Raw genomic sequence first — 12,352 nt, forward strand, 5'->3', positions numbered from 1 at the left:
AATAGATTTATTCCGTACTCTGATCTTTTTTTTTGGTGGTGAAACCTGATTTTTTATCATTTAATTATATTCTACTGTTTCTATTTAATTATTTTTTACTGTTATATTTAATCTTTTGGATTTTAACCATATATTTTGTTATTTATATTTTTTAATTTCTTAATAATTTCTTGCAAATTTAATATATCATGAATAATCATTACAGTTATTTTAATCCTCTTCGATAAAACCGAAGCTGTTATATAGTTCTTTCACGAAGGATTTGTTAACTACCTCCATTGGAGTAGGGATTTTTAATTATTAATTTATATATTAAATTTTGAGAGACGGAGATTCACATGGCTAAAAATGAAATCTTATCCGAAATAAAAAAAGCGGAAGAGAGCGCTAAATTAATGGTTGATGAAGCCATTGAAGCGAAAAACAAGCGCATCTCCGATGCCAGGGCCGAAGCCAGGGAGATCCTGAAACAGGCCGAAATTGATGCACATAAAGCTGCACAAGACTCTTTTAAAGTAGGTGAAGAAAAGATCCTGGAGGAAAGAGATAAGATCGTCAACGATGGTGAAAAAAACGCAATAGCCATGTCCCAAAAAGCTCAAGCTAATATCGACAAATCCGTCAATTACCTAGTACAGGAGTTTGAGAGGGCGGTCCTTAATGAGTAGACCTAAAGAGATGACAAGGGCCGTTATTGTCGGGCATAAAAGCATTTTAGAAGAAACCATCGATGCATTACATGATATTAATCTCTTTCACATAGAAGATTTTGTCGAAGACGAGTCTGGTTTTAAGATCAGCAAGCCATTTAAAAACGGAGAAGAAGTCTCGAAAAAGCTTGTGAAGATCCGTTCCATCGCCAATTATTTGGGGATTGAAAGCAAAAAACCGGTAGTTCAGAAATCTGACGCTGTTCTGCGCGAACTTGACACGAAGTTGAATGAACTGGATAGGACAATTTCAGCTAAGACGGAAACAATCTCCCAGCTTGAAAATGAATTGAAAGACCTGGATGCCCAGAAAAGGGAAATCCTGCCTTATCTGTCCATTAATCTCGACTTCGAATATTACCGTGGCTACGAAAGCCTCAAGGTTTTCGCAGGTACTGTAAAAGGTAGCCTGGAAGAAAGTCAGATTTCGAGCATCACCAAAGCTTACGAGCTGTACTATGACCCTCAGTCAAAAGCAGTTGTACTGTTTGTAGCTAAAAATGATGCCGACAAAGTTTACGAATTACTTCAGGGTCTTGGATTCAAAGAACTTAGAGTTCCGGAAAGAGGTGGTGTCCCAAGCGAGCTGTTAAGGTTCATTGAACAGAAAGAAGCCGAAGTCACCAGAAGGATCGAATCCTTAAAAGGCGAAATCGAGTCCTTGAAAGTCAAGTACGCCGATTTCATCCTTGCCAGCGACGAGGTTCTGAGTATCGAGAGTCAGAAAGCAGAACTGCCTCTTAGAATAGCTACATCTGCAAACGCATTCATAATCGACGGATGGACTGCCACCGAGGATTTTGATAAGATTGTAAGTGTAGTTAACAGTGCCACTAATGGCAAGGCATATGTTACAAGCCTCGAACTTCATCACGAGGAAGAAGAACATGCCCCTGTCAAATACAACAATTCAAAAGTTGTGGCACCGATGCAGGAAATTATGGATCTGTATTCCAGGCCCAAATATACTGAACTCGACCCATCTTCAGCGATTTTCATAACCTTCCCGCTGATATATGGTATGATTCTCGGAGACATCGGATATGCAATAATATTGGGGTCACTTGCTCTGGCAATTAAAAAACTGGTAAAGTCAGATGCAGTGAAGCCTCTAATGAATATTCTTATCTATTGTCAGATATGGACAATTATCTTTGGAGTTCTTTATGGTGAGTTCCTTGGATTCTCGCTTGCAAGTTCACATACCGCACATGGTATGGCAGCAGGTTTGATTCCGGGCTGGGAAACTATAACTCTCTTCGAAAGCATAGGAGGCGAGGAATTTACTTTCCCAATCCACAGGTCTCACATGGTAATGACTATGATAGCAATAAGTGTCTTGGTAGGACTGATTCACTTAAATCTCGGTTTCCTGTTCGGGTTTTCAAACATCGCCAGGCACCACGGGATTAAACACGCGGTCCTAGAAAAAGGCAGTTGGATCATTATCGAGCTTGGTGTGCTCGTTGCAGTTCTCGGCTATTTTGGCGGCATTCAAGTGTTCACCTATGCAGGTGCTCTTATTCTAGTTATCGGAGTTGTGATGCTCACCATGGGTGAAGGTATCAAAGGTCCGATCGAGTTGCCATCTCTTATGGGTAATGCACTTTCGTATGCTCGTATTATCGCAGTCGGTCTGTCTTCGATTTACATTGCAGGTACGGTAAATGATATTGCTTTCGAAATGATTTGGCCTGATCACTCTCAGATCGGTGCCGCAGCAATAGCTGCAATAATTGTATTCATACTCGGACATGGTCTTAACACTATTCTGAGTATCATCGCTCCTGGACTGCACGCACTCAGGTTGCAGTATGTAGAATTCTTTGGAAAATTCTATGAAGGCGGGGGCAGAAAATTCAATCCATTCGGATACATAAGAAAATACACGGAGGAATAAAAACATGGTAGACGCAGCATCAACAGGTCTCTTTTTGGACGCAGCAGGAATGAAAGCACTCGGTGCAGCAATCGCAATCGCAGTAACTGGTCTTGCATCTGCAATAGCTGAAAAAGACATCGGTACAGCAGCAATCGGCGCAATGGCAGAAAACGAAGGATTATTCGGTAAGGGTCTTATTCTTACTGTCATTCCAGAAACCATCGTTATCTTCGGTCTTGTCGTTGCATTGCTTATCAACCAGTGATTTTACTTAAATTTAAGAGCGTATTTCGCTCTTAAATTTCTTAGAGCATTGCTTTAAGTTTACCTGGACTTTTTTCTCTACCAGGCAGACCTGGAGCGTTAATAATGCTCTAAGTTCCCCTTAGGTATCGTTGCACTCTAAGCAGCTTAGAGTTTTGCTCTAGGCTTTAGAGCACTTTTTTGCTCTAAATTTATTTGGAGGTGTAAGCATGGGACTAGAGATCGTTGTAAAAGACATCCAAGAGGGTGCAAGAGCTGAGGTTTCCCGTATTAAAGCCGAAGGCGATGCAAAGGCCTCCGAGATAATTAATGAAGCTAAAGAAATTCAGAAGAAGACGCTCGGAGACAGCCTTGCCAAGGCGGAAGAGGACCTCCAAAGTCTGCACCAGCAGGTCATATCAAGTGCAAACCTGGAAGTTAAAAGAATTACGCTTAACAAGCGTAAGGAACTTCTAGATACCGTTTATAACCAGACAGTTGAAAATATTAAGTCAATGCCGGCATCCAAAAAAGAAGAGCTGTTAAAAAGTATTCTCGACAAGCATGAAGCTAGCGGCGCTAGAGCTTATTCTTCTAAGGAGTCAGAAGAGCTTGTTAAGAAGTTAACTTCTCTATCTTATGCTGGCAATATAGATTCTATTGGCGGAATTGTTCTGGAAAACGAGGACAGGACAGTCAGGTTAGATTTCACATACGATTCAATCCTGAAAAGCGTTTATGAACGTTCATTGAAGCAGATATCTGATATATTATACGGGTGATGTTCGATGCGGCTTTTGGAGAATCTCTGGGGGAAAAAACCCTCACGAAAATCCGATAAAAAGAAAAAGGGCAGTTCAAACTATGCTTATGCCGTAACCCGTGTCCGCGCGATGAAAAGTAAGTTGCTCCCTAAAGAATCGTATCCCCGGCTTCTCAACATGGGAATCGATGAAATTACCCGCTTTATCCAAGAGTCTGAATACAAAAACGACGTTGACGAACTGGCAATGAAATACAGTGGTGGCGACCTGGCAGAACACGCATTGAACAGGAATCTTGCGCTCACTTATGATAAGTTGGTAAGAATTACCTCCGGAGAATTAAATTATCTGATTGTCGCATATCTGAAAAGATACGACATCTGGAACATTAAAACACTTCTCCGTGGGAAAATCTACAACGCATCTGTTGAAGATATCCTGGAATCTCTTATTGCTGCCGGGGAGTTTACTTACACTTCTATGTCAGAACTTGCAGCCAAGGCCACATATCAGGAAATCGTTGAGGCCCTGAAACATACTGAGTACTATCCCCTGCTGCAGAAGTTTGACGGAACTAACCTAGCATACATAGAAAACGAACTTGACAAGATATATTATGCAGACTTGTTTGAAGCAATCGGGAAACCAAGATCTAAGGACCGTAAGCTTTTCGCTCAGGTTGTCAGATTGGAAGTAGACGTTAAGAATCTAATCAACCTGTTCAGGCTGAAAAAAGCAGGTGTTATGCAGCCTGATGAAATCATGCCTCTCATGATTGAAGGTGGTCTCGAGCTAAAGATCGAGAAACTGGCAGCTCTACCATATGACGAATTTGTCAATGAGCTTCAAAGAACTCAATACTGGGAAGCGATTTCAGGCGTTGTAGGTCCGGATATGATTTCTCTGACTACCCTTGAAAGCAGGCTCACTAGATATTATCTTGAATCTTCAACAATTCTTTCGCATGTATCTCCGATCACAGTTGTACCTATTCTGGACTATATCATTCATAAAAATAATGAGGCTACAAATCTCCGGATCATTTTCAGGGGTAAAGAGACTGGCCTCAGTGATGAGTTAATCAAAGACCAGTTGGTGATTATCTAATGGAGTTAGCAGTGATCGGAAAGAGCGAATTCGTTACAGGGTTCAGGCTGGCCGGCATCAGTAAGGTTTATGAAACCCCTGATATCCCGGCTACTGAGTCAGCTGTAAGGTCTGTGCTTGAGGATAAAAGTGTCGGGATTCTTGTAATGCATAATGATGACATTGGTAATCTGCCGGAAGTTCTAAGGAAGAACTTAAACGAGTCTGTCCAGCCTACAGTAGTAGCGCTAGGAGGCAGCGGATCAGGCTCAACGAGTTTAAGAGAAAAAATAAAACAAGCGGTAGGTGTTGATCTGTGGAAGTAAAAGGTGAAATTTATCGTGTGGCTGGGCCTGTCGTCACCGCTATCGGCTTGGATGCAAAGATGTATGACCTTTGCAAAGTCGGTAACGAAGGGCTGATGGGCGAAGTCATCCAAATAGTAGGAGACAAAACCATCATCCAGGTATACGAAGAGACAGGCGGCGTCAGGCCGGGAGAACCCTGTGTCACTACAGGTATGTCTCTTGCCGTGGAGCTTGGTCCAGGTCTTCTTTCCAGTATTTATGATGGGGTTCAGAGGCCACTGCATGTCCTTCTGGAAAGGACGGGCGGTTTTATTGGTAGAGGTGTCACTGCAGATGGGCTTGACCACAAAAAACTCTGGGAGTTTAAGCCCGTTGTCAAAAAAGGCGACCGTGTAATTGGTGGAGATGTTATCGGTGTTGTACAGGAAACTGTGAACATTGAACACAAAATTATGGTTCGTCCTGACATTTCCGGAACAGTCGCCGACATAAAGAGCGGAAGCTTCACTGTCGTAGATACCATCTGTACCTTGACTGATGGAACAGAACTGCAGATGATGCAGAGATGGCCAGTCAGAAAACCAAGGCCGGTAAAGAGAAAACTTACTCCTGAAAAGCCTCTGGTCACAGGGCAGAGAATCCTTGACGGACTTTTCCCTGTCGCAAAGGGAGGAACTGCTGCAATTCCAGGACCTTTCGGGTCGGGCAAAACCGTTACTCAGCAGCAGCTTTCAAAGTGGAGTGACACTGAGATTGTGGTCTACATCGGCTGCGGTGAACGTGGAAACGAGATGGCAGATGTTCTGTGGGAGTTCCCGGAACTTGAAGACCCGCAGACCGGAAGGCCGCTCATGGAGCGTACCATCCTTGTCGCTAACACTTCAAACATGCCTGTGGCTGCAAGAGAAGCATCTGTTTATACAGGAATGACACTTGCGGAATACTTCCGTGACATGGGCTATGACGTCTCCCTGATGGCAGACTCCACCTCAAGGTGGGCAGAAGCCATGAGAGAAATTTCCTCCCGTCTTGAAGAAATGCCTGGTGAAGAAGGTTACCCGGCATACCTGTCTGCAAGGCTGGCAGAATTCTACGAGCGTGCCGGTGTTGCCGAAACACTCTGCGGTGAGAAAGGTTCAATTACTGCTATCGGTGCAGTATCTCCACCTGGCGGTGACTTCTCCGAACCTGTTACTCAGAACACTCTGCGTATCGTGAAGGTGTTCTGGGCTCTGGATGCAAAGTTATCCCAGAAGCGCCACTTCCCGGCAATTAACTGGCTGAACAGCTACAGCCTGTATAAGGAAGACCTCAATGACTGGTTTACCGAAAATGTGGCTCCGGACTACGTCCCTATGAGAGAAAGGGCAATGGATATGCTGCAGACAGAATCCGAATTGCAGGAAATCGTGCAGCTTGTCGGTTCTGATGCTCTGCCTGAAGAACAGCAGCTTCTGCTTGAAATTACCCGTATGATAAGGGAAATCTTCTTGCAGCAGAATGCATTCCACCCGATCGACACATACAGCCCGTTCGAAAAACAGTATAAGATCATGAAAGCCATCATGAAATGGGGAGACGCTGCAATGGACGCCCTGAAATCAGGTGTACTTTCTTCGGAAATTCTCAAGATGCAGTCAAAGGACGAGCTTCCCAAAGTTAAGTTCGAAGAGGACTTCGAAGGCTCTTTGAATGCTGTTCTTGCAAAGATGGATAAAGAGTTTGCAGCCCTGGGAGGTAAATAAGATGGCAAAAGAGTACAAGACGATCACTCAGATTGCAGGGCCTCTTATTTTTGTCGAGAAAACAGAGCCTGTAGGTTATAATGAAATCGTTAACATTAAGATGGGTGATGGAACTGTTCGCAGAGGACAGGTGCTGGACTCTTCCGCTGACATTGTGGTTGTCCAGGTTTTCGAAGGTACTGGTGGGCTTGACAAGGACTGCGGTGTAATTTTCACCGGTGAAACTCTGAAGCTTCCCGCATCCGTCGATCTTCTCGGCAGGATCCTGTCCGGTTCAGGAGAACCAAGGGACGGTGGACCTAGGATCGTTCCAGACCAGTTGCTGGACATCAACGGTGCCGCAATGAACCCTTACGCCAGGCTGCCTCCAAAGGACTTTATCCAGACAGGTATCTCCACAATTGACGGGACAAATACCCTGGTTCGTGGGCAGAAACTGCCTATTTTCTCAGCATCAGGTCTCCCACACAATGAAATCGCCCTGCAGATTGCAAGGCAGGCTTCTGTGCCCGGTTCCGAATCTGCTTTCGCAGTAGTTTTCGCAGCAATGGGTATCACCAATGAAGAAGCCCAGTATTTCATGAGCGACTTTGAGAAAACCGGCGCACTGGAAAGGGCAGTTGTGTTCCTTAACCTTGCAGACGACCCTGCTGTCGAACGTATCGTTACCCCGCGTATGGCTCTCACAGCAGCCGAATACCTCGCGTACGAACACGGCATGCACGTTCTCGTAATTCTGACTGACATTACAAACTATGCAGAAGCTCTCCGTCAGATGGGTGCCGCCCGTAACGAAGTTCCTGGTCGCCGTGGGTATCCGGGTTACATGTATACTGACCTTGCAACCCTCTACGAGCGTGCAGGTATTGTCAAAGGTGCCAAGGGATCCGTTACTCAGATTCCGATCCTCTCAATGCCTGGTGATGACATTACCCACCCGATTCCTGACCTGTCCGGTTATATTACCGAAGGCCAGATTGTGGTTGCCAGGGAACTGCACAGGAAGGGTATTTACCCGCCAATTAATGTGCTGCCGTCCCTGTCAAGGCTGATGAACTCCGGTATCGGAGCCGGCAAAACAAGAGAAGACCACAAGGCGGTTTCTGACCAGATGTATGCAGGTTATGCAGAAGGGCGTGACCTGAGAGGTCTGGTGGCAATCGTCGGTAAGGAAGCTCTGTCAGAAAGAGACACCAAGTTCCTCGAGTTTGCCGACCTGTTTGAGGACAAGTTTGTCCGTCAGGGCAGAAACGAAAACAGGACAATCGAGGATACTCTGGAGATCGGATGGCAGATTCTCACTCACCTTCCTGAAAACCAGTTGGGTAGGATTGACAACAAATATATCCAGAAATATCACCCGGCACACAGAAAGGCTAAGTGATTGCCATGGCTCAGCAGGACGTAAAACCAACTCGTTCGGAGTTAATTAATCTCAAGAAAAAGATCAAGCTCTCTGAAAGTGGGCACAAGCTCCTGAAGATGAAAAGAGACGGTCTGATCCTTGAGTTCTTCAAGATCCTTAACGAAGCAAGGAATGTCAGAACCGAGCTGGATGCTGCCTTTGCAAAGAGTACTGAAAAAATCAATCTTGCCTCTGCTGTAAATGGAATGGTTGCAGTAAGGTCAACCGCCTTTACAGCAAAAGAATCCCCTGAAATCCAGCTTTCAGGGCACAACATCATGGGTGTTGTGGTGCCAAAGATCAGCTCTACAGGTGTCCGCAAGTCCCTCTATGAGAGGGGATATGGTATTATCGGAACAAATTCATATATTGATGAAACTGCTGATGCCTACGAGGACCTTGTAGAAAAGATCATCACTGCAGCAGAGCTTGAGACTACAATGAAAAGGCTCCTTGATGAGATCGAGAAGACCAAGAGGCGTGTTAACGCTCTGGAATTCAAGGTGATTCCCGAACTCATTGATACCATGAAGTACATCCGCTTCATGCTTGAAGAGATGGAAAGAGAAAACACCTTCAGGCTGAAGAGAGTCAAGGCAAGAATGAGAGATTAAGTTTGATTTGAACATGGCAGAATGCGACGATCGACCTAATCTGGTTGAAAGAGCAGTAATGAAGTTAGGTGAACCCAAAAACCAGGCCCGCCTGTTGCAGGTGGCCTGGAGGATTTCCCTTTTAATGATGGTTATAGGGTTCATCATTATAATTAAAACAATTTCTCCAAATTTTATGTGACATGACAGGGCAATTTTATCCTGAATCATGTCACAAATTTTTGTTTCAGGCTCTCCAATTATACTTGTAATTATTATGCTTTTTTAGTCCAAGTTATCAGTTTTTCTAAACAGTTTTATCGTTTTTCCTTGATAATGTTGTCATTTTTCCTGAATTGTGTTATTGTTTTTCCTGAATTGTGTTATTGTTTTTCCTGAATTGTGTTATTGTTTTTCCTGAATTGTGTTATTGTTTTTCCTGAATTGTGTTATTGTTTTTCCTGAATTGTGTTATTGTTTTTCCTTATATTGTTATCGTTTTTCCTGAATATTGTTATTGTTTTTTCTGTTCACCTGATTGTAACTTGCGTGTTTTCTACGCATTCAATCCCTGGTTCATATTTTAATCTATTAATGATATATTACTAATGATGTATTGCTGGATGTTTTTATTATTTAGAAAGCTATTTTAATGACAAACGGTAATCTTTGCATATATGCAAAACGAGTCAAGGCTTCTCCATATTACCGGTATTGTACAGGGTGTAGGTTTTCGCCCTTTTATATATCAGCTTGCAAAAGCCAATGGGCTTTCCGGATACGTGAAAAATCTGGGAAACTACGTGGAAATCCTTATAGAAGGAGATCGGGAATGCCTTGATAATTTTCTTAAAGAACTTCCTGAAAAAAAACCTCCTCTTGCTAAAATTACTGAACTCAGAACAAAGAACGTGCCTTTTTCAGGATATTCCGGATTTATTATCGTTCCCAGTGAATCCGGAGTATTTGAAAATTCCATAATTCCTCCAGATACGGCTATTTGTGAACAGTGCAGGTCTGAGATTTTCGATCCTTCTTCCAGGTATTACCATTATCCTTTTACCGTATGCACAAATTGCGGGCCCAGGTATACAACAGTAAGAACCCTACCTTACGACCGGGAAAATACCACTATGGCAGATTTTCCCCTCTGTCCGGAGTGCGAAAAAGAGTATACTGACCCTCTTAATCGAAGGTATCACGCGCAGCCTGTTTGCTGCCCGAAGTGCGGGCCTGAGATCTGGCTTTCCGATCGTGAAGGAAATGTACTGTCAAGAGGTTATGAAGCAATTGCCAGTGCCTCAGACCTCCTTCAGGAAGGCTCGATTCTTGCTGTAAAAGGCTTCGGAGGTTTCCATATTGCCTGCAACGCACGACAGGAAGAACCCGTAAATGAGCTCAGGAGACGGTTAAAGCGTCCGGAGCAACCTTTTGCGGTCATGGCAAAAAATGCAGGTGTTGCGGAATCTTTTGCAGATCTTGAAGGCGCAGGCAGGGAATATCTCACCTCTCACCGCCGGCCTATCACAGTGCTTCCCAGGTCAGAAGAATTCAATCTGGCAGATTCGGTTTCTCCCGGACTGCACAATATAGGGGTCATGCTCCCCTACACAGGCACACAGAATCTGCTTTTTGACCGTGTGCCTGATGCTGTATATGTTATGACCTCGGCGAATCTCCCGGGAAGGCCAATGGTCGTTGATAACAGGGAGGCTCTCGAAAAACTGAAAGGAATCGTCGACTTTTACCTTCTGCACAACAGGGTCATTGCAAACAGGAACGATGATACGGTTATCCGTATTGTAAATGGGCAGGCTGCCTTTATCCGGCGTTCCCGCGGATATGTGCCTGAACCCGTGGAACTGCCTTTTGAAATAGAAGCTTCTATAGGGGTTGGCGCTGAGATGAATTCTACCGTTACCGTGGCAAAGGGAAAACTTGCCTATATATCCCAGTATATAGGAAATACCAGCCATGTGGAAACCTACAGGTATCACTCCGAGGTTGTCAGGCACCTTATCCGGCTTACCGGAATTGAACCTCTCCACTGGAGCTGTGACCTTCACCCTTCATTCAACACAACCCGTTTTGCGCTGAAAATGGGAGGGGAGAATACACTCAAGATCCAGCATCATTACGCCCATATGCTGGCACTCATGGCTGACAACTCCCTGCCTCTGGGTTCCAGAATTCTCGGAATCGCTCTTGATGGGGTAGGATATGGAGGTGACGGGACAATCTGGGGCGGAGAACTCTTTGAATCATCTTACTTCGGATACGAACGTATAGGGCATTTACTCCCTCAACCAATGCCGGGCGGAGACCTTGCTTCCAGGGTACCTTCAAGGATGGTCCTTGGTATCCTTTTCGAGAAGCTTGGGAGACCAGAACTGGAAAAACTCCCCCTTGTTTTTCCTCAGGGGGACAGGGAGCTTTCAACTGTGTTGAAACAGCTTGAAACCGGGATAAATGTTGTCCAGAGCAGCAGTACCGGGAGAGTACTTGATGCCGCCTCTGCACTTCTTGAAATCTGCAAAATAAGGACCTATGATGGAGAGCCTGCAATGAAGCTCGAATCTGCCGCAAAGAAAAGCACGCATGTTGTCGATCTTCCCATAGTATTCAAAAAATACGGGGGCTCAGGAGTTCCTGTGCTTGATACTACCGAGCTTCTTCTTGGGGCATATGAGCTTTCCGGTAAGTATTCTCCTGAAAATCTTGCTTTTGCGGTTGAGGAAAGCCTTGCAAAGGGAATTTCAGAACTTTCCTTATCTCTTGCCGCAAAAAGAGGGCTTGAGAAGATAGGTCTGAGCGGAGGAGTTGCCTATAATGATCACATCACCTCGTGCATTGCAGGAACTGTTGCAGAAGCAGGTTTTGAGTTCCTCGCCCACCGCCAGGCGCCGTGCGGAGACGGATGTATTTCATTCGGGCAGGCAATAGCAGGCGGGCTCAGAACAGATCCAGAAAGTAATCAGGTTCCGGAGAGAGTTTAATAGAGGAAATAACCAACTTTCACAGCTTCTGATGTTTCCCGTCAGGGGCTTACTCATCCAACATACTGAAATTTGATCCTGAAAACTGGAATACAAAATTAAATAAATGATCCGTGCTTACATATAGGAGTGGGAGCATAAAATGGGGCTAGGTAGTATACGAATTAGAGTGGTAACAAACAGGGATGAAATCCCTAGCCTTGAACAGGAAGAGAGGGCAGTACATCTCGCTTTTCGGCCCTCGGATAAGGATCTTTTCAGTCTTGTCAAGACATGTCCTTCAATTGAGATACTTCAGCTTCCAGCGTCTTCCTATGACGGGCTCTCAAAATTTATAAAAATGTATTTATCCTCTTCGGGCATCCATCTTGTAAAGGGGGATGTCAGCGGGCACTGGCATGACCTTAATAATTATTTTGTAATCCCTTCTTATGTGCTTGAAAAAATAAAGGAACTGGAGGTTCAGGGAAGGACCGAAGAAGAAATTATTGGTGAGGTAACGAACCTCAGGAAAATCAGCCCTGATATGATTCTCCATCTGCTTCACAGTTCTTTCCTTTCACCGGGCTCTGAAAGACCGGAAATGAATAGAGTTTAAGTTTTGAAGCCAGTTTTAAGAA

The 12,352-nt window shown here is 44.5% G+C and carries 12 protein-coding genes; all 12 read left to right on the forward strand.

Annotated features, from left to right (window positions below):
- The first annotated feature begins 338 nt into the window (after positions 1–338).
- The 12 genes from ahaH (at position 339) to MSMAS_RS02795 (ending at position 12,330) form a co-directional block, all read left to right on the forward strand.
- A complete protein-coding gene (ahaH, locus tag MSMAS_RS02740; RefSeq protein ID WP_015411352.1) occupies positions 339–668 on the forward strand; it encodes an ATP synthase archaeal subunit H in 330 nt (109 codons plus the stop codon).
- Positions 661–2,610: a V-type ATP synthase subunit I gene (locus tag MSMAS_RS02745; RefSeq protein WP_175413370.1), complete on the forward strand. Its 1,950-nt coding sequence runs from the start codon at positions 661–663 to the stop codon at positions 2,608–2,610. The genes ahaH and MSMAS_RS02745 overlap by 8 nt, the downstream gene beginning before the upstream one ends.
- Before the next feature lie 4 nt (positions 2,611–2,614).
- Positions 2,615–2,857, forward strand: a complete 243-nt coding sequence (locus MSMAS_RS02750) for a hypothetical protein (protein ID WP_011032734.1) — start codon at positions 2,615–2,617, stop codon at positions 2,855–2,857.
- Between the two features lie 208 nt (positions 2,858–3,065).
- Entirely contained in the window at positions 3,066–3,617 is a 552-nt protein-coding gene (locus MSMAS_RS02755) for a V-type ATP synthase subunit E (RefSeq protein ID WP_011032733.1), read from the forward strand.
- A 6-nt stretch (positions 3,618–3,623) separates the two neighbouring features.
- Entirely contained in the window at positions 3,624–4,706 is a 1,083-nt protein-coding gene (locus tag MSMAS_RS02760; protein WP_011032732.1) for a V-type ATP synthase subunit C, read from the forward strand.
- A complete protein-coding gene (locus MSMAS_RS02765; protein WP_011032731.1) occupies positions 4,706–5,011 on the forward strand; it encodes a V-type ATP synthase subunit F in 306 nt (101 codons plus the stop codon). Before MSMAS_RS02760 ends, MSMAS_RS02765 begins: the two co-directional genes overlap by 1 nt.
- The gene (locus MSMAS_RS02770; RefSeq protein WP_011032730.1) at positions 5,002–6,738 is read left to right on the forward strand and encodes an ATP synthase subunit A; all 1,737 of its coding nucleotides are present in this window, start codon (positions 5,002–5,004) and stop codon (positions 6,736–6,738) included. The genes MSMAS_RS02765 and MSMAS_RS02770 overlap by 10 nt, the downstream gene beginning before the upstream one ends.
- A gap of 1 nt (position 6,739) precedes the next feature.
- Positions 6,740–8,122 (forward strand): ATP synthase subunit B, encoded by a 1,383-nt coding sequence (locus MSMAS_RS02775; RefSeq protein ID WP_015411348.1) that lies wholly within the window; start codon positions 6,740–6,742, stop codon positions 8,120–8,122.
- A 5-nt stretch (positions 8,123–8,127) separates the two neighbouring features.
- Positions 8,128–8,757 (forward strand): V-type ATP synthase subunit D, encoded by a 630-nt coding sequence (locus MSMAS_RS02780; protein ID WP_175413404.1) that lies wholly within the window; start codon positions 8,128–8,130, stop codon positions 8,755–8,757.
- Positions 8,758–8,770: 13 nt separating this feature from the next.
- Positions 8,771–8,938, forward strand: coding sequence for a V-type ATP synthase subunit G (gene atpG / locus MSMAS_RS18555; protein ID WP_048037701.1), 168 nt, complete (start codon positions 8,771–8,773; stop codon positions 8,936–8,938).
- A 475-nt stretch (positions 8,939–9,413) separates the two neighbouring features.
- Complete coding sequence (gene hypF, locus MSMAS_RS02790) at positions 9,414–11,732, forward strand: carbamoyltransferase HypF (RefSeq protein WP_011032727.1); 2,319 nt, start codon at positions 9,414–9,416, stop codon at positions 11,730–11,732.
- Positions 11,733–11,874: 142 nt separating this feature from the next.
- Positions 11,875–12,330, forward strand: a complete 456-nt coding sequence (locus MSMAS_RS02795; protein ID WP_011032726.1) for a DUF1699 family protein — start codon at positions 11,875–11,877, stop codon at positions 12,328–12,330.
- Positions 12,331–12,352 lie beyond the last annotated feature (22 nt).

It is taken from the genome of Methanosarcina mazei S-6 (assembly GCF_000970205.1).
GTDB lineage: Archaea > Halobacteriota > Methanosarcinia > Methanosarcinales > Methanosarcinaceae > Methanosarcina > Methanosarcina mazei.